Raw genomic sequence first — 18,653 nt, 5'->3', positions numbered from 1 at the left:
TTTTGCCTTACCTATGCAAACAACCTCGGCGTAAACGATATTCATCGCGCTCTATGGCCCTGTAAGCCTTGTGAATGCGGTTAGACTAGGCTCAGACAAGGCCGTGAGCCATTTCGATTTCCCAGTATTTTCGATAAGCAAATCTTATGGATTTCAAACAACTGCGTTATTTCGTCGCGGTCTACGAAGAGGGCCATGTCGGCCGGGCCGCCGAGCGACTCTCGATCTCTCAGCCTGCCCTGTCCCAACAGATCCGCCACCTCGAACAAAACCTTGATGTCAGTCTGTTCGAGCGCAGCAGTAAACGCCTGCTGCCTACCCTGGCCGCCCACACGTTGTACAACCACGCCTTGCCCTTGCTGGATGGTTTGCAACGGGCACGTGAAGCGCTGGGCAATTTCAAGGGACAAGCGCTGCGCACGCTGGCCATTGGCGTGTTGCAAACCGTCCACACCAGTCTCGTGCCGCAAATGCTCGAACGCCTGCGCAAGGCGCAGCCGCACCTTGTGGTGCAAATCTATGAACTGACCGGGTTGGAGATCGAGCGGCGGCTGCTCAACGGCGCTCTGGACATCGGCATCAGTTACCTGCCGCCCCGACAGCCAGGGTTGCACGGCGTGATGCTGTACGAAGATGAACTGACGCTCGTCATCCCGGCGGATCACCCGTTGCGCGAATTCAAGAAAGTCTCCATGAGTCAGGCTGCCGAGTTGCCGATGTTGCTGCTGGGTGAAGAGTTTCAGGTGCGGCAGATCTGGCAGACGCAACTGGCCAACCTGGGGCGGCGCCCGCAGGTGCAGGCGGAACTGAACAATATGGCGGGGATTCTCGACAGTCTGCCCCATACCCGGCTCGCGACCGTGCTTCCGGGGCGCTCGCAGAAAGCGCTCGACAACCATGAACTGCTCTGGAAACCGCTGACTGAACCGCGGGTGCCACTGAAAGTCGGGTTGGTGTGTCGGGATGTGCAGCGGCAACAAGCCTCGCTGGCCTTATTGCGAACCTTGCTGGAAGAGGTGATGAATGGACCGGATGAGCGCTCGGTAACCCTGGATGGGTTGAGCTGACTACTTTTCTGCGGACAAAAGAAAACCCCGCCGAAGCGGGGCTTTGCAGACTGTTTCCCTGACATCCATTTCACTCCGCCGTCCTGGCAGAATCCTACGTGTCCGTGTTGTTGCTTTGCGCTTCCTGCGCGACGTCCATGAGAAGTAGATTAGCTGTGGATCCAATCTGCATCTATGGGAGAAAAGCAGCACGTCATGTAAGCAAATACTTACATGACGTCACATTGTCAGAACTGCGCTGCGTCCAGCAGGAACAACGATTCGCTCCCGGCCTTCACCGACGCGCTCAACGAGTGAATACGCGGCAGCAGGCGTGCGAAATAGAACCGCGCGGTACCCAGCTTGCTCGCGTAGAAATCGTCCTGCGCTTCTTTGCCCGAGGCCGCCTTGGCCATCAGTGCCCACATGTAGGCGTAGGCCACATAACCGAAGGTTTGCAGGTACTCGACCGAAGCCGCGCCGATTTCGTTCGGGTTGTTTTTTGCCCGGTCCAGCAACCATGCGGTCAATTCGTCGAGGGTGGTCACGGCATCGTTCAGCGGCTTGGTGAACTCGGCCAGGTCAGCGCTGGCCGTCGCGGTGAAATGACGGATCTCGTCGGCAAACAGGTTGTAGAACGCCCCGCCGCTGCCGACGATTTTGCGTCCGACCAAGTCCAGCGCCTGAATGCCGTTGGTGCCTTCGTAGATCTGGGTGATGCGCACGTCGCGGACCAGTTGCTCCTGGCCCCATTCACGAATGTAACCGTGGCCGCCGAACACCTGCTGGCCGTGAATGGTGGTCTCCAGACCGAGGTCCGTCAGGAACGCCTTGGCCACCGGGGTCAGCAGCGCCACCAGGTCTTCCGCGCGTTTGCGGGTGGTGGCGTCTTCGCTGAACTTGGCGGTGTCCAGTTGCATGGCCACGTACGTCGAGAACGCACGGCCGCCTTCGTTCGAGGCTTTCATGGTCAGCAGCATGCGACGCACGTCCGGGTGGACAATGATCGGGTCCGCCACTTTGTCCTTGTTCTGCGCGCCCGTCGGCGAGCGGCTTTGCAGACGGTCGCGGGCGTATTCGATGGCGTTCTGGTAAGAGCGCTCGCCAGAGGCCAGGCCCTGAATGCCGACGCCCAGACGTTCGTAGTTCATCATGGTGAACATCGCCGCCAAGCCTTTGTTCGGCTCGCCGACAAGATAGCCCACGGCTTCGTCGAAGTTCATCACGCAGGTGGCGGACGCCTGAATGCCCATCTTGTGTTCGATCGAACCGCAGGTCGCCGGGTTGCGCGCACCCAGGCTGCCATCGGCATTGACCATGAACTTCGGCACCAGGAACAGCGAAATGCCTTTCGGCCCCGCTGGCGCATCCGGTAACTTGGCCAGCACCAGATGGATGATGTTCTCGGTCAGGTCGTGTTCGCCGCCGGTGATGAAAATCTTGGTGCCGCTGACTTTGTAGGAACCGTCGGCCTGAGGTTCGGCCTTGGTGCGGATGATCCCCAGGTCAGTTCCGGCGTGCGGCTCGGTCAGGCACATCGAACCGGCCCAGACGCCGGCGTACATGTTCGGCAGGTACGCGGCTTTCAGTTCTTCGCTGGCGTGCGCGTTGATCGACAGGCAGGCGCCGGCAGTCAGCATCGGGTACAGACCGAAGGACAGACTCGCGGAGTTGACCATTTCTTCGACCTGAGCCGAAACCGCCTTGGGCATGCCCATGCCGCCGTAGGTCGGATCGCCACCGACGCCCACCCAACCGCCTTCGGCATAAGTCTGATAAGCCTGTGGGAAACCTGCCGGCGTGGTGACAGCACCGTCCGCCCAATGGCAACCTTCTTCATCAGCCGAACGGCTCAGGGGCGCGATGCTTTTGCTGGTGACCTTGCCGGCTTCTTCAAGAATGGCTTCAACGGTTTCCGCATCGACGGTCTCGGCCAGCGCAGGCAACTCGGCCCAGAGTTTGGCGACCTCGAAAACTTCATTGAGGACGAAGCGCATATCGCGCAGGGGCGCTTTGTAGTCAGCCATGGCAAACCTCGCAGGATCTTTACAGGTGATTCGTAGGAAGAATGTTTTCGTGGGGTCCGAGTGTAACCCAACAACTTTTGCGACACATAGGGTCAGCTAGTGACCCTTTTGTAATTTTTAGTCATCAACAAAAAAGCCCGCACGAGGCGGGCTTCCGTCAAGCGTGACTGAATAACTACAGCGCAAACAATTCCGCCGGCAGCTTCATCAGGCAATCGCTACCCGCTTCAATGGCCGCGCGATGAGCGGCGGTGCGCGGGAGCAAGCGCTTGAAGTAAAACTCGCTGGTCGCCAGTTTGGCCCGGCAGTAATCGGCATCGCCGCTGCCCGCATCCAGTTGTGACTGAGCCACCAGAGCCATGCGCAGCCACAAATAGCCAAGGATGATGTAACCGCTGTACATCAGGTAATCCACTGACGCGGCGCCCACTTCGTCCGGATTCTTCATCGCAGCCATGCCGACCTGGGTGGTCAGCTCGCCCCACTGCTGATTCAACCCATTGAGTTGCGCCACATAACTGGCCAGTTGCGGATGCCCGGCGTTCGCCGCGCAAAACCTGTGGACGATTTTGGTAAAGCCGCGCAGCAGCTTGCCTTGACTGCCGAGCACTTTGCGCCCCAGTAAATCCAGCGCCTGAATGCCGTTGGTGCCTTCGTAGATCGGTGCGATCCGGCAATCGCGAACCAGTTGCTCCATGCCCCACTCACGAATGAACCCGTGACCGCCAAACACTTGCATGCCGAGGTTGGTCACTTCCAGCCCGGTGTCGGTCATGAAGGCTTTGCAGATCGGCGTCAGGAAGGCCAACAGGTCTTCGGCGTCCTGCCGCGCGGTTTCATCCGGGCTCAGGTGCGCAGCGTCCAGCAATTGCGCGGTGAAGTACGTCAACGCACGATTGCCTTCGTTGAAGGCTTTCATGGTCAGCAACATCCGGCGCACATCAGGGTGAACGATGATCGGATCGGCGGCTTTTTCCGGCGCTTTCGGGCCGGTCAGCGAGCGCATCTGCAGACGATCGTTGGCGTACTTGATCGCGCCCTGGAAGCTCGCTTCGCCCAGACACAAACCCTGCATCCCGGTGCCAAGGCGCGCATGGTTCATCATGGTGAACATGCAGTTCAGGCCCTTGTTCGGTTCACCGATCAGGAAGCCCTTGGCCTCGTCGAAGTTCAGCACGCAGGTGGCCGAAGCCTTGATGCCCATCTTGTGCTCGATCGAGCCGCAGGAAACGCCGTTGCGCTCTCCTGCTTCGCCTTCTGCATTGGGTAGGAATTTGGGAACGATGAACAACGAAATGCCCTTGGTTCCTGCAGGAGCATCCGGCAGTTTCGCCAGCACCAGGTGAATGATGTTGTCACTCATGTCGTGTTCGCCGGCGGAAATGAAGATCTTGCTGCCGGAGATCGCGTAGCTGCCGTCCGCTGCAGGCACGGCGCGGGTCTTGATGATGCCCAGGTCGGTGCCGCAATGGGCTTCGGTCAGGCACATGGTGCCGGTCCATTGGCCAGCGGTGAGTTTGCTCAGGTAGGTCTGCTTTTGTTCCTCGGTGCCGTGAGCATGGATCGCCGACATCGCGCCGTGCGTCAGGCCCGGGTACATCCCCCAAGAGGTGTTGCTGGACCCGACCATCTCGCTGATGACCAGCCCCAGAGAACTCGGCAAGCCTTGGCCGCCGTAAGCGGGATCAGCCGCCAGACCATGCCAGCCACCGTCCACGTATTGCGCGAAGGCTTGCTTGAAGCCTGCAGGCGTTGTCACCACGCCATTGTCAAAATGGCAGCCTTCTTCGTCGCCGCTGCGATTGAGCGGTGCCAGCACGTTCTCGCAGAATTTCGCACCTTCTTCGAGGATCGCATTGACCATGTCCGGGCTGGCCTCGGTGGCACCCAGCGCCTCGTAGTTGCTGTGAAAATCGAAGACGTGGTCGATCAGAAAGCGCATGTCGCGCAGAGGAGCTTTGTACTCGGGCATGGTCATTTCTCCGGCAGCAGATTCCTTAAACCTACTGCCGCCGGACACGCCTCACAATCACAGTCCAGACGCTGAATGCGCCATCATCACTCAACCCGCAGCAGCGTCCATGCGCACCGCGCCACGACGGTTCTGCCCGTAAGCCACCACGCAGTTTCGTCCGGCACCTTTGGCAGCGTAGAGCGCCTCATCGGCAGACTTGAGCACTTTTTCAGGGTTACGTTGATCCACCCGCTCGGCGACGCCGATGCTGACGGTGACCGACACACTCGTGGCCGCGGAACCGGAACGACGCTGACGCCCCTGCTGATCGTCTTGAGGACGACTGTCCTGGTTACGCAGTTGAATATTGTAGGTCTCGATCGATTCGCGGATGAGTTCCAGGTGCGGCATGCACTCCTCGAGTGTCTTGCCCGCAAACACCAGTGCAAATTCCTCACCGCCATAGCGATAAGCCCTACCTCCACCGCCGATTTTCGACAACTTGCTGGCCACCAGGCGCAGCACCTGATCACCGACATCGTGGCCGTGGGTGTCGTTGAATTTCTTGAAGTGGTCGACGTCGCTCATGGCCAGTACGTAATTGCGCCCCAGGCGCTGCATGCGCTCGTTCAAGGCGCGACGCCCGGGCAGACCGGTGAGCTCATCGCGAAAAGCCATTTGATAGGCTTCATGGGCAACCGCCGCGGCAATCATCAACATCACCTGGCTGCACATGATGTTCAGGGTGAACGGCAGGATGAAGGTTTTCGGTAACGCCCAGAACAACCCGAGCAAACCCACCAGTTGTGCCGCGTGCAAGGGTCTCGGATTACGCCAGTATTGCCAGCTCAGCAGCAGGAACGAGGCGATGAATACCGGGTAGGACAGCTGGATCAGGCTCATCCAGGCACCATGCAGCGCGGGCCAGCGGATTTCCGACAGCCACATCAGCAACGCCTGCGGGTAACTTTGTTCCAGTCCCAGCGCCACACTGCCAACGGCCAGCAACACCGCGAAACGGGCGACCATGTCCTGGAACAGATGGGTGCGTTCCTGCCACGCCGCGAACACACCAAACAGCAGCGGAAGCAGTAAACAACACAGGTGAAAAACCACAGCCGCGTCTTCGCGCACCTTACCGTTGTCGCGGTAATAGTCGGTCTGGGTATCAAGCAGGTAGTAGGCGATGTACACCGTGACCATCAGGAACAGTTCGCGCTGACGTCGATAAACCGCGCAGTAAGCGCCGCCGAGCAACAAAACGAGGGTCGGCAAGACGTTGAACAGCGACGTGAAGAAGACGTTCAGATCCTTGACATAGGCAGCCGCCAACCCCGCAATCAACAGCAGAAGTGACGGTAGGAAATGGCTGAAACGTACAGCGGAAGAACGCGGCAAGGGTAAAGCTCCGACCCGTCATGTCTATAGATGGCATTGTGCCCACTACTTTAACGGCAGTACCCCTGATTTTCTGAGTGATTTGATAAGGTTTTTTTGACGCCGCGTTAATGACTTCTATCCGGGCACCCAGTCATGCGCGGTTCCCCTATCAAGGGTCGTGTAAAAGACAGGGAAACGGCCTCGACCACGGTTCTTTTTCCACCCGAGCCGATTTCAAAAAAAAAACCGCCACTCCCGAAGGAGCAGCGGTTTTTTTTAGAAGGGCGCGTTAAGGCTTAGTAGCCCAGTGCGAAGTCTTCTTCTTTCATGTCCATCAGGTTGTTGGCGCCCGACAGCATGGTTGCAACGTGCGTGCGGGTACGCGGCAGGATGCGCTGGAAGTAGAAGCGCGCGGTCTGCAGCTTGGCGGTGTAGAACGCCGTTTCGCTGGTGCCGGCCGCCAGTTTCTCGGCTGCCAGACGCGCCATGTCTGCCCAGAAGTAAGCCAGGCAGGCGTAACCGGAGTACATCAGGTAGTCCACGGAGGCCGCGCCGACTTCTTCGCGGTCTTTCATGGCCGCCATACCGACCTTCATGGTCAGCTCGCCCCATTCCTTGTTGATTGCAGCCAGCGGTGTGACGAATTCCTGGACGGCTTCGTTGCCTTCGTTGGTCTGGCAGAACTTGTGGACGATCTTGGTGAAGCCTTTCAGGGCCTCGCCTTGAGTCATCAGCACTTTACGGCCAAGCAGGTCGAGTGCCTGGATGCCGGTGGTGCCTTCGTACAGCATCGAAATGCGGCTGTCGCGAACGTTCTGCTCCATGCCCCACTCGGCGATGAAGCCGTGGCCGCCGTAAATTTGCACGCCGTGGTTGGCGGATTCGAAACCGACTTCGGTCATGAAGGCTTTGGCGATTGGCGTCATGAACGCCAGCAGCGCGTCGGCTTTCTTCTTCTCTTCTTCGTCCACACCGTACTTGACGATGTCGACTTGCTTGGCGGTGAAGTAAACCATTGCGCGGTTGCCTTCGGCGAACGCTTTCATGGTCAACAGCATGCGGCGTACGTCAGGGTGCACGATGATCGGGTCAGCGGCTTTTTCCGGCGCTTTCGGGCCAGTCAGGGAGCGCATTTGCAGACGATCGCGAGCGTATTTCAGGCCGCCCTGGAAGCCGATCTCGGCGTGGGCCAGACCTTGCAGCGCGGTGCCCAGACGTGCGGTGTTCATGAAGGTGAACATGCAGTTCAGGCCTTTGTTCGCCGGGCCGATCAGGAAACCGGTGGCCGCGTCGAAGTTCATCACGCAAGTGGCGTTGCCGTGGATGCCCATTTTGTGTTCCAGGGAACCACAGGACACGGCGTTACGCGCACCGATCGAGCCGTCTTCGTTGGGCAGGAACTTCGGCACGATGAACAGCGAAATGCCTTTGGTGCCAGCCGGTGCATCCGGCAGGCGGGCCAGCACGATGTGGACAATGTTATCGGCCATGTCGTGTTCGCCGGCCGAGATGAAGATCTTGGTGCCGGAGACTTTGTAGGAACCGTCGGCCTGAGGTTCGGCCTTGGTGCGCAGCATGCCCAGGTCGGTGCCGCAATGCGGTTCGGTCAGGCACATGGTGCCGGTCCATTCGCCAGATACCAGTTTGGTCAGGTAGGCGTGTTGTTGCTCAGGCGTGCCGTGCTCGGAGATGGTGTTCATCGCGCCGTGCGACAGGCCTGGGTACATGCCCCACGACCAGTTGGCTTCGCCGACCATTTCGCTGACAGCCAGACCCAGAGACTCTGGCAGGCCCTGGCCGCCGTGCTCTACGTCGTGGGCCAGGCTCGGCCAGCCGCCTTCGACGAATTGTTTGTAGGCCTCTTTGAAACCGGTCGGGGTTTTAACGCCGGACTCGCTCCAGGTGCAGCCTTCGGTGTCACCCACGCGGTTCAGCGGAGCCAGCACCTGCTCACAAAACTTGGCGCCTTCTTCGAGAATGGCGTCAACCATGTCCGGAGTTGCGTCTGCACAAGCCGGAAGGCTCTGATAGTGCGCTTCGTAGCCGAGCAGTTCGTCACGAACGAAGCGAATATCACGCAAGGGGGCCTTGTAGTCAGGCATAGCGATAAACCTCTGCTGATGTAACCGGGAATGAACGACCGTGGTTATTTGTTGTGACGGTCAAACAGTTGTTTGAAACATACGTTTACGCCCAAATCTTGTCAAGCATCGATCTTTTGCCGTTCGTCATCGCTCTGCGCAAATCCCGGGCGCACAGCAACCACGCGCCGTTGCCCAGGCAACACGCCGTATTTGAAAGTTTAGTTAGGGGAGAAGGACTTACGCACAAAAACGCCGCGAAAGGTCGCGGCGTTGGACAGGCTTATTCAGCGGGTGATCAGGCGAAGGTATCGATCAACGTACCGAGCATTTCATCGGAAGCCTTGGCGACTGCCACGCCCGCCTCGACCTGAAACTTGCCTTGCGCCATCTCGACCATGTTGCTGGCGAGGTCAGACTCTTGACTGCGATCGACCGAACGCAGGCGATTGACCTGAACCTCGGAAGACTGACTGGTCACCGAGCGTTCGATTGCAGTGTTGGCGATTTGCCCGGAAGCCTGATCGACACGGTTCTGCCCTGTCTGAATAGTGCTCAGACCGGCATAAAAAGCGGTATTTCCTGAGATTTCCATGGGAGAACTCGTCCTACGAAGGATCAACAGCGGCCATTGAAACAGACGCACGTGCAAAACACCCGACAAAAACACTAATGGCACAGTGCCTTGTCATAGGCAAAACCATTGCATGAAACCTCAGTCCAGCAAATCCAGCTGAAGGTGTTCCGCCACCGCCTCCGCTGTCACCAGCTTGAGTTTCGGCACTCGCCCCAGACACGGTGCAGGGATACGCTCGGCAAGTGTGGCAAGGTTTTCTTCAAGGCGCGCTGTCTTGGCATCGATGATGTTGGCCACCCAACCCGCCAGCTGTAAACCGTCCTGCGCGATCGCCTCGGCTGTCAGCAACGCGTGGTTGATGCACCCCAATCGCACGCCGACCACCAGTATCACCGGCAGATCCAGCGCCCTGGCCAGGTCCGACAGGTTGTCCTGATCCGCCAACGGCACGCGCCACCCACCAGCGCCTTCGATCAGGGTGAAATCCGCCCGCATTTCCAGAATCTTCTGCATCGGTGCCAACAAGGATTGCACCGTCAACGCCACACCCGCCTCGCGCGCCGCCAGATGCGGTGCGATGGCCGGTTCGAACGCCACCGGGTTGACCTGTGCGTACGTCAGCGGCACCGAGCATTCCGCCAGCAACGCCAACGCATCGGCGTTGCGCAACCCCTTGGGCGTCACGTCGCATCCCGAAGCAACCGGTTTCCCCGCCGCCGTACTCAGGCCCGCCGACCGCGCGGCGTGCAGCAAACCCGCCGCCACAGTGGTCTTGCCGACATCGGTGTCAGTCCCGGTGATGAAATAAGCTGCGCTCATAAGGGTTTCTCCAAAACGGCATACACCACTTGATAAGTCGCCGGCAGTCCTTCGGCCTGACGAAACTGCTCATAAGCCTCGACCAGGCCGAGAATCCGCGCCCTGCCGGTCAAACCGCCCGGCCGCCCGGGATTCAGGTTGTGCGCACCCAGCGCCTTGAGTTCGTGGGTCAGGCTGCGCACATCCGGATAATGCAGCACATGAGGACGGGTTTGCAGACTCGCGACCTTCAAGCCGCTGGCCGCGCACAGCTGTTGATAAGCCCCGAACTCGCGGAAGCGGTTGACGTGCACCATGCCATCCACGCGCCTCCAACTGTCACGCAGCTCTGACAGTGTTCCCACGCAAAGACTAGCAAATGCAATCTTTCCACCCGGTTTCAGCACCCGATGGGCTTCACTGAGCACCGAAGCGAAGTCCGCGCACCACTGTACCGCCAGGCTGGAGAAGATCAGATCGCAGGTCGAATCCTGCAAGGGCAGTCGTTCCGCATCGCCGGCGATGAAATGCTTGGCCCCACCCAACGGGCGCGCGTGATTGAGCATACCTTCGGCGATGTCCAGTGCCACGCCGTGACTGGCAGGGAAACGCTCACTCAGTACACGACTGAAATACCCGGTGCCACACCCAAGATCGAGCCACCGACCGGGCACAAAATCGGCCGGCAAACGGCTCAACAGCTGGCTGCCGACATCACGCTGCAATTCGGCAACGCTGTCATAGCTGGCCGCCGCCCGGGAAAAGGACGCCGCCACCTGGCGCTTGTCCGGCAAGTCGCCGGGCTGCTTTGGAAGGGGAAGCGGGAGGGATAAATCAGTCATCACCGGACTCATGCAAAAAGGCCTGGATCGCACCCGCCACTCCGTGCGGGTCCTCCAGAAGAAATGCGTGGCTGGCCTGTTCAATCAGGCCGATTTCGACATCCGGCAACAGCGCCAGCAAATCCCCCGCGGCCTCGGCCGGCACCAGCGCGTCGAGACCGGCGAACAAATGCAGTTGCGGGCCGCGGAATGCTTGCAACGCCTGACGGGTATCCAGTTGCGCAAGCAGCTCCAGGCCGTTCATCAATACAGAAGCAGAGGTGTGGGGCGCGCCACCGAGCAAAAGCCGCGACAATCCGCGCGGGTCTTCGGCGCCTTGAGCGCAGAGCAGCGAAAAGCGCTTCAGCGTCATGCGCGGATCGGCGCTGCATCCGGCCAGAAACGCGTCGAAGGTCTCGCCGGGCATGGCGCTCGGCCATTGCTCATGGGCGACAAACGAAGGATTGCTCGCCAGGGTCAGCAAGCCGCAGCAACGATCGCCGCGTCGGGCCGCCAACTCGGCAGCGAGCATGCCGCCGAGGGACCAACCGCCAAGCCAGGCGTCTTGCGGGATTGTCGAATCCAGTTCATCAAGCCATTCTTCAAGGTCGCTGGATTCCAGCTCCGGCAGTGGCTCGATCTCGACGCGCAGATGTTCGTCCAGCCCTTGCAACGCAGCGGCCAACGGCTCCATCGGTGAAATCCCGAGCCCCCAGCCAGGTAGCAGAATCAGACGATCACGCATGGCTTGGCTCCGGTCCCAGTTGTGCAAAACAATCGGCCAGTCCCTTTAACAATAGCTGTACCTGCGCTTCGCTGTGCGCGGCGGTCAGGGTCACACGCAGTCGGGCGCTGCCGGCGGGCACGGTCGGTGGGCGGATCGCAGTCACCATCAATCCGCGTTCGCGCAGCATTTGCGACAGACGCACCGCACGCCCGGCGTCGCCGATCATGATCGGCTGGATCGGCGTGAAGCTGTCCATCAGCTCCAGGCCGATCTGCTCGGCGCCTTGCCGGAACTGACGAATCAGGACGTTCAGATGTTCACGACGCCAATGCTCGGTGCGCAGCAGTTCCAGGCTTTTCAGCGTTGCGCAGGCCAGGGCAGGCGGTTGGCTGGTGGTGTAAATGTACGGACGAGCGAACTGGATCAAACTCTCGATCAGTTCTTCGCTGCCGGCAACAAAAGCGCCTGCGGTGCCGAACGCTTTGCCGAGGGTGCCCACCAGCACCGGCACGTCTTCCTGGCTCAGGCCGAAATGCTCGACGATCCCGCCACCGTTGGCGCCCAGCGGGCCAAAACCGTGGGCATCATCGACCATCAGCCACGCGCCTTTGGCCTTCGCTTCCCGGGCCAGTGCTGGCAGGTCGGCGATGTCGCCGTCCATGCTGAACACGCCGTCGGTGACCACCAGCGTGTTGCCGGTGGCTTTCTCGAGACGACTGGCCAGGCTCGCGGCGTCGTTGTGCAGATAACGATTGAAACGCGCGCCGGACAACAGGCCGGCATCGAGCAACGAGGCGTGATTGAGGCGGTCTTCGAGCACCGTATCGCCCTGCCCCACCAGCGCGGTCACCGCGCCGAGGTTGGCCATGTAACCGGTGGTGAACAGCAACGCACGCGGGCGGCCAGTCAAGTCAGCCAACGCTTCTTCCAACTCATGATGTGGCGTGCTGTGGCCAATGACCAAGTGCGAAGCACCGCCGCCGACACCCCAACGGGACGCCCCGGCGCGCCAGGCTTCGATCACTTGCGGGTGATTGGCCAGGCCCAGGTAATCGTTGCTGCAGAACGCCAGCAACGGCTGGCCATCGACCACCACATCCGGGCCTTGAGGGCTTTGGAGCAATGGGCGTTGGCGGTAGAGATTTTCGGCACGACGGGCAGCAAGGCGTGCGGCGAGATCGAACGACATGCAGGCCTCGCGATTAGGAAGTCAGATGTTGTATCGCAGAACCTGTGGGAGCGGGCTTGCCCGCGATGATGGCATCCGATTCAACATAGATGTCGACTGATGAATCGCTATCGCGGGCAAGCCCGCTCCCACAGATTGTTGCATTCAAAAGGTTTCGGTGAAGCCTCAAACAGCAGCGTTGTAAAACATCTCGCTACTCTTCTGCTCCACCAGCGCCTGCTCGATGGCCGCCTGATGCACTTCGTCCGCATGCTCTTCACGCGCTTCCGGCAGGATGCCCAGGCGCGAGAACAGTTGCATGTCCTTGTCGGCCTGCGGGTTGGCGGTGGTCAGCAGTTTGTCGCCATAGAAAATCGAGTTCGCACCGGCGAAGAACGCCAGGGCCTGCATCTGCTCGTTCATGGCTTCGCGGCCGGCGGACAGGCGCACGTGGGATTGCGGCATCAGGATGCGCGCGACGGCGAGCATGCGGATGAAATCGAACGGGTCGATGTCTTCGGCGTTTTCCAGCGGCGTACCGGCGACTTTCACCAGCATGTTGATCGGCACCGATTCCGGGTGCTCCGGCAAATTGGCCAGCTGGATCAGCAAGTTGGCGCGGTCATCGAGGGTTTCGCCCATGCCGAGGATGCCACCGGAGCAGATCTTCATCCCCGAGTCACGAACGTAAGCCAGGGTTTGCAGGCGCTCGCTGTAAGTGCGGGTGGTGATGATGCTGGTGTAGAAATCCGGTGAGGTATCGAGGTTGTGGTTGTAGTAGTCGAGGCCGGCCTTGGCCAGCGCTTCGGTCTGGTCCTGATCCAGACGGCCGAGGGTCATGCAGGTTTCCAGGCCCATGGCTTTCACGCCCTTGACCATCTCCAGCACGTACGGCATGTCTTTGGCCGACGGGTGTTTCCACGCCGCGCCCATGCAGAAACGGGTCGAACCGATGGCCTTGGCGCGAGCGGCCTCTTCGAGGACCTTCTGCACTTCCATCAGTTTTTCTTTTTCCAGGCCGGTGTTGTAGTGACCGGACTGCGGACAATATTTGCAATCTTCCGGGCAGGCGCCGGTCTTGATCGACAGCAGCGTCGAAACTTGTACCCGGTTGGCGTCGAAATGCGCGCGGTGCACGGTCTGCGCCTGGAACAGCAGGTCGTTGAATGGCTGAACGAAGAGTGCTTTGACTTCGGCCAAAGACCAGTCATGACGCAGAGTTGCAGAGGTGCTGGCGCTCATGGGCGTTTCCTTGATTATGCTTGGCAAGCGACTGGGGACTGGAATACCCACAGACGCGACACGGATGTTCGGCATATTTAAGGAAGAGCGATGCGCTGTCAACCACGATACAACGGACCGGTTTACATCTGGTTAAAAAACAGACAAAACTGTTTACTCTGCAGCGAGACGGCGGATGAAGCGACGCCGATCTGCATGGCGTGTGAAACCGACCTGCCGTGGCTTGGCGATCACTGCCAGGCCTGCGCCCTGCCCTTGCCCGCGGCGGGAATGACCTGCGGCCAGTGTTTGAAGGCGCCGCCCTCCTTCGAACAGGTGATCGCCCCGTGGACCTACAGCTTTCCAGTCGACAGCCTGATCACCCGTTTCAAACACAGCGCGAAGTGGCCGTTTGGCAACCTGCTTGGCGAACTTCTCGCTCAATTCCTGCAACATCGCTTCGATGAAGCGCTGGAGCGGCCAGATGCGCTGGTCCCGGTTCCGCTGGCAACCAAGCGCCTGCGTCAAAGGGGTTTCAATCAGGCCGCAATGCTGGCCCGCTGGTTGAGCGCGAGCCTGGATATCCCCTGCGACGAGCAACTGCTCAAGAGGATTCAGGACACCAGCGCGCAACAAGACCTGAAAGCCGAGGCTCGCAAAAAGAACCTGCGTAACGCCTTTGCCCTGATGCCCAAAGCGGTGGTCAAGGGGCGTCACGTGGCGCTGGTCGATGACGTACTGACCACCGGCGCCACTGTCCAGGCCCTGGCACGCCTGCTGATGGATGCGGGCGCCTCGCGGGTCGATGTCTATTGCCTGGCACGCACGCCCAGACCCGGCGACGCGGTTTGACTCAAGAACACAAACCCTGCGGGAGCGAGACCGACTTGACTCCCACAGCCCAAGCCGCCAACGTCCTCGCCATCGTTACCAGCCAAAGCGCCCCCGTCATGTCCCTGCCCACGTTGTTATCCCAGCACATTGTCCGTCGCCCGCAGCGCATCGCGTTGCTGCAGCACATCGCCGAACAAGGCTCGATCACTCGCGCCGCGAAAAGCGCGGGCCTGAGTTACAAAGCCGCGTGGGACGCCATCGACGAGTTGAACAACCTGGCGCAGAAACCACTGGTGGAGCGCAGTGTCGGCGGCAAGGGCGGCGGTGGCGCGAAGCTATCCAGCGAAGGCCAACGCGTATTGCGCCTGTATCAAAAACTGCAATCGCTGCAGGCTCAGGTGCTGGAAGCCGCCGAAGACGCCAGCGACCTGGACCTGCTCGGCCGCCTGATGCTCAGAACCAGTGCACGCAATCAATTGCACGGCAAGGTCGTGGCGATTGAAGCTCAGGGGCGCAACGATCTGATTCGTCTTGAACTGGCCGAAGGCCTGGCCATCGATACACAGATCACCCACGACAGTACCGTGCGCCTGGAGCTGGAACCCGGCACCGAAGTCGTCGCCCTGATCAAGGCGGGCTGGCTCGACTTGCTGGCCATCGAAGACACTGCAACGCCAGGACACAATGACCTGACCGGCATCATCGAAGAAATCCTCGATGCCGAAGACGGTCCCAGCGAAGTGCGCATCGGCCTGCCCAATGGCCAGACGTTGTGCGCACTGGCCGAGCCGCTGCACCTGAAAACCCTCGGTCTCGCCACCGATAAACCGGTACGGGTGCAATTTGCGCCATCAAACGTTTTGCTCGGTACACCGCTTTGAAACACAAGCGTCATTAATGCTCTTTAAGGTGACTGCAAAAACCCGCAGGGAGCCTGATGTGAGCCTATTAGAAGACAATCAAAACACCGACCTCGAGAACATGGTCGGCCTCAGCCGTCGTGGCTTCATCAGCGCGGGCGCCCTGTGCGGCGCAGCCATGTTCCTCGGCGGCAACCTGCTGAGTCGCAGCGTGCTCGCGGCCAGCGTCAGCGCCGGCACCAGCAAACTGTTGGGTTTCGACAGCATCCCCGCCGCCACCAGCGATGCCATTACCCTGCCGCCGGGCTACAAGTCTTCGGTGCTGATCAGCTGGGGCCAGCCGCTGCAAAAGAACGGTCCGGCATTCGACCCGAGCGGTAACGGCAGCGCCGAGCAGCAGGAAGTGCAGTTCGGCGACAACAATGACGGCATGAGCCTGTTCGAGTTTCCGGGTGAGAAAGACCGGGCGTTGATGGCGATCAACAACGAATACACCAACTACCGCTACCTCTACCCGCACGGCGGCATGCCGCAATCGAAGGAAGAAGTACGCAAGGCGCTGGCCTGCGAAGGTGTGTCGGTGATCGAAGTGCAGCGCAAGAACGGCCAATGGCAATTCGTCCAGGGCTCGCGCTACAACCGGCGCATTCACGGCAATGCACCGATCACCCTCAGCGGTCCCGCTGCCGGTCATGACCTGTTGAAAACCAGCGCCGACCCACACGGCAAGAATGTGCTCGGCACCTTCCAGAACTGCGCCAACGGCAAGACGCCGTGGGGCACGTACCTGACCTGTGAAGAGAACTTCACCGACTGCTTCGGCAGCAGCAACGCCGAACAGAAGTTCGACGCCGCGCAGAAACGCTACGGTGTGGTAGCCGCCAGTAAAGAGATCAACTGGCACCCGCACGACGAGCGTTTCGACCTGGCAAAAAACCCCAACGAACTCAACCGTCACGGCTGGGTAGTGGAAATCGACCCTTTCGATCCGCAATCGACCCCGGTCAAGCGCACCGCACTCGGCCGTTTCAAACATGAAAACGCTGCCCTGGCCGAAACCCATGACGGCCACGCCGTGGTGTACATGGGCGACGACGAGCGCGGCGAGTTCATCTACAAGTTCGTCAGCCGCGACAAGATCAACCACAAAAACCCGAAAGCCAATCGCGACCTGCTGGACCACGGCACCTTGTTCGTGGCGCGCTTCGACGCAGGCGACGGCAATGCCGATCACCCGAAAGGACAAGGCGAGTGGATCGAGCTGACCCACGGCAAAAACGGCATCGACGCCAGCAGCGGTTTTGCCGATCAGGCAGAGGTGCTGATTCACGCGCGCCTCGCGGCCACGGTGGTGAAAGCCACGCGCATGGACCGTCCGGAATGGATCGTCGTCAGCCCTATGGATGGCCAGGTCTATTGCACACTGACCAACAACGCCAAGCGCGGCGAAGACGGTCAACCGGTGGGCGGGCCCAACCCTCGCGAGAAGAACGTGTACGGGCAGATTCTGCGCTGGCGCACCGACCGTGATGATCACGGTTCAAAAAGCTTTGCCTGGGATCTGTTTGTGGTCGCCGGCAACCCGGGTGTCCACGCCGGCACGCCGAAGGGCGGTTCGTCGAACATCACGCCACAGAACATGTTCAACAGCCCGGATGGCCTGGGTTTCGACAAGGCTGGGCGGTTGTGGATTCTGACCGATGGCGATTCGAGCAATACCGGTGATTTTGCCGGCATGGGCAATAACCAGATGCTGTGTGCCGACCCGGTGACCGGGGAGATTCGTCGGTTCATGGTCGGGCCGATTGGTTGCGAGGTGACGGGGATCAGCTTTTCACCGGATCAAAAAACCCTGTTTGTAGGGATTCAACATCCGGGAGAAAACGGTGGATCGACGTTCCCTGAGCATTTGCCGAATGGCAAGCCGCGGTCTTCGGTGATGGCGATTTCCCGTGAGGATGGCGGGATCGTCGGCGCCTGACCGGGCCCTATCGCTAGCAGGCTAGCTCCCACAGGGGACTTGCGGAGTGTCGCAGATCCAGTGTGGGGCTAGCCTGCTAGCGATGGCAACACCACTCATCTCAAGCCTTAACACTAAAGTAAGCCCGTCTGCGCTACCATGCTTGGCCGGACGCGGCAGCCTGCTGCGCGCAGGAGTCAGCATGGCCCACCCGTTTGCAACCCTCACCCCAGACCTCGTGCTCGATGCCGTCGAAAGCATCGGCTTTCTCAGCGACGCGCGCATCCTGGCGCTCAACAGCTACGAAAACCGCGTCTATCAGGTCGGCATCGAAGACTCCGAGCCACTGATCGCCAAGTTCTACCGCCCGCAACGCTGGACCAACGAAGCGATTCTCGAAGAACACCAGTTCACCTTCGAACTCGCCGAGTGCGACGTGCCGGTGGTGGCGCCGATGATTCACAACGGCGCCAGCCTGCACGAACACCACGGCTTCCGTTTCACCCTGTTTCCCCGCCGTGGCGGGCGCGCCCCGGAGCCGGGCAATCTCGATCAGCTGTATCGGCTGGGCCAATTGCTCGGCCGCCTGCACGCCGTGGGTTCGACAAAACCCTTCGAACACCGCGAAGCACTGGGCGTGAAGAACTTTGGTCACGATTCGCTGACGACGCTGCTCGAAGGCAATTTCATCCCCAAAAGCCTGCTGCCGGCCTACGAATCTGTGGCCCGCGACCTGCTCAAGCGCGTCGAAGAGGTCTACAAAGCCACGCCGCACCAGAACATCCGCATGCACGGCGATTGCCACCCCGGCAACATGATGTGCCGCGACGAGATGTTCCACATCGTTGACCTCGACGACTGCCGCATGGGCCCGGCGGTGCAGGACATCTGGATGATGCTGGCCGGCGATCGTCAGGAATGTCTCGTTCAGTTGTCGGAATTGATGGACGGTTACAACGAATTTCACGACTTCGACCCACGAGAACTTGCGTTGATCGAGCCGCTGCGCGCGTTACGCCTGATGCACTACAGCGCCTGGCTGGCGCGTCGCTGGGACGACCCGGCGTTCCCCCACAGTTTTCCGTGGTTTGGCACCGAACGATATTGGGGCGATCAGGTGTTGGCGTTGCGTGAGCAACTCGCCGCCCTCAACGAAGAACCCCTCAAACTCTTCTGACACACCAAAAATCCCTGTGGGA

At 60.1% G+C, this 18,653-nt stretch carries 15 protein-coding genes; 5 read left to right on the top strand and 10 right to left on the bottom strand.

Annotated elements, in window-relative coordinates; genetic code table 11:
• The first annotated feature begins 146 nt into the window (after positions 1-146).
• Positions 147-1,067, top strand: coding sequence for a LysR family transcriptional regulator (locus tag ACM6I5_RS13050; RefSeq protein ID WP_414884024.1), 921 nt, complete (start codon positions 147-149; stop codon positions 1,065-1,067).
• Between the two features lie 227 nt (positions 1,068-1,294).
• Here ACM6I5_RS13050 and ACM6I5_RS13045 read toward each other — a convergent pair whose 3' ends face one another.
• From ACM6I5_RS13045 to bioB, 10 genes are all read right to left on the bottom strand, one after another.
• The gene (locus ACM6I5_RS13045; protein WP_017341144.1) at positions 1,295-3,073 is read right to left on the bottom strand and encodes an acyl-CoA dehydrogenase C-terminal domain-containing protein; all 1,779 of its coding nucleotides are present in this window, start codon (positions 3,071-3,073) and stop codon (positions 1,295-1,297) included.
• A gap of 175 nt (positions 3,074-3,248) precedes the next feature.
• A complete protein-coding gene (locus ACM6I5_RS13040; protein ID WP_031319162.1) occupies positions 3,249-5,045 on the bottom strand; it encodes an acyl-CoA dehydrogenase C-terminal domain-containing protein in 1,797 nt (598 codons plus the stop codon).
• 90 nt (positions 5,046-5,135) lie between these two features.
• Complete coding sequence (locus ACM6I5_RS13035; RefSeq protein ID WP_414884023.1) at positions 5,136-6,425, bottom strand: diguanylate cyclase; 1,290 nt, start codon at positions 6,423-6,425, stop codon at positions 5,136-5,138.
• 278 nt (positions 6,426-6,703) lie between these two features.
• Positions 6,704-8,509 (bottom strand): phenylacyl-CoA dehydrogenase, encoded by a 1,806-nt coding sequence (locus tag ACM6I5_RS13030; RefSeq protein WP_017341147.1) that lies wholly within the window; start codon positions 8,507-8,509, stop codon positions 6,704-6,706.
• Between the two features lie 277 nt (positions 8,510-8,786).
• Entirely contained in the window at positions 8,787-9,083 is a 297-nt protein-coding gene (locus ACM6I5_RS13025) for a pyrroloquinoline quinone biosynthesis protein PqqE (RefSeq protein ID WP_414884022.1), read from the bottom strand.
• 120 nt (positions 9,084-9,203) lie between these two features.
• Complete coding sequence (gene bioD, locus ACM6I5_RS13020) at positions 9,204-9,884, bottom strand: dethiobiotin synthase (RefSeq protein ID WP_017341149.1); 681 nt, start codon at positions 9,882-9,884, stop codon at positions 9,204-9,206.
• The gene (gene bioC / locus ACM6I5_RS13015) at positions 9,881-10,705 is read right to left on the bottom strand and encodes a malonyl-ACP O-methyltransferase BioC (protein ID WP_414884021.1); all 825 of its coding nucleotides are present in this window, start codon (positions 10,703-10,705) and stop codon (positions 9,881-9,883) included. The genes bioD and bioC overlap by 4 nt, the downstream gene beginning before the upstream one ends.
• Positions 10,698-11,429, bottom strand: a complete 732-nt coding sequence (locus ACM6I5_RS13010) for an alpha/beta fold hydrolase (RefSeq protein ID WP_414884020.1) — start codon at positions 11,427-11,429, stop codon at positions 10,698-10,700. The genes bioC and ACM6I5_RS13010 overlap by 8 nt, the downstream gene beginning before the upstream one ends.
• Positions 11,422-12,600 carry an 8-amino-7-oxononanoate synthase gene (bioF, locus tag ACM6I5_RS13005; RefSeq protein WP_414884019.1) on the bottom strand — a complete coding sequence of 393 codons (1,179 nt, stop codon included), beginning with the start codon at positions 12,598-12,600 and terminating at the stop codon, positions 11,422-11,424. Before bioF ends, ACM6I5_RS13010 begins: the two co-directional genes overlap by 8 nt.
• 165 nt (positions 12,601-12,765) lie before the next feature.
• On the bottom strand, positions 12,766-13,821 hold the full coding sequence (bioB, locus tag ACM6I5_RS13000) for a biotin synthase BioB (RefSeq protein ID WP_017341153.1): 1,056 nt from the start codon (positions 13,819-13,821) through the stop codon (positions 12,766-12,768).
• A gap of 90 nt (positions 13,822-13,911) precedes the next feature.
• Between bioB and ACM6I5_RS12995 the strand changes: the two genes are divergently transcribed.
• The 4 genes from ACM6I5_RS12995 (at position 13,912) to ACM6I5_RS12980 (ending at position 18,631) form a co-directional block, all read left to right on the top strand.
• Positions 13,912-14,652 (top strand): ComF family protein, encoded by a 741-nt coding sequence (locus tag ACM6I5_RS12995; protein WP_414884018.1) that lies wholly within the window; start codon positions 13,912-13,914, stop codon positions 14,650-14,652.
• A 98-nt stretch (positions 14,653-14,750) separates the two neighbouring features.
• Positions 14,751-15,515: a TOBE domain-containing protein gene (locus ACM6I5_RS12990; protein WP_414884046.1), complete on the top strand. Its 765-nt coding sequence runs from the start codon at positions 14,751-14,753 to the stop codon at positions 15,513-15,515.
• A gap of 58 nt (positions 15,516-15,573) precedes the next feature.
• Positions 15,574-17,475, top strand: a complete 1,902-nt coding sequence (locus tag ACM6I5_RS12985; protein WP_414884017.1) for a PhoX family protein — start codon at positions 15,574-15,576, stop codon at positions 17,473-17,475.
• A 181-nt stretch (positions 17,476-17,656) separates the two neighbouring features.
• Positions 17,657-18,631 (top strand): serine/threonine protein kinase, encoded by a 975-nt coding sequence (locus ACM6I5_RS12980; protein ID WP_017341157.1) that lies wholly within the window; start codon positions 17,657-17,659, stop codon positions 18,629-18,631.
• Positions 18,632-18,653 lie beyond the last annotated feature (22 nt).

The sequence above is a fragment of the Pseudomonas sp. IT-P171 genome, assembly GCF_949767765.1.
Taxonomy (GTDB): domain Bacteria; phylum Pseudomonadota; class Gammaproteobacteria; order Pseudomonadales; family Pseudomonadaceae; genus Aquipseudomonas; species Aquipseudomonas fluorescens_B.
Note: the sequence above shows the minus strand (reverse complement) of the source record. Positions and strands in the feature narration are given on the sequence as shown.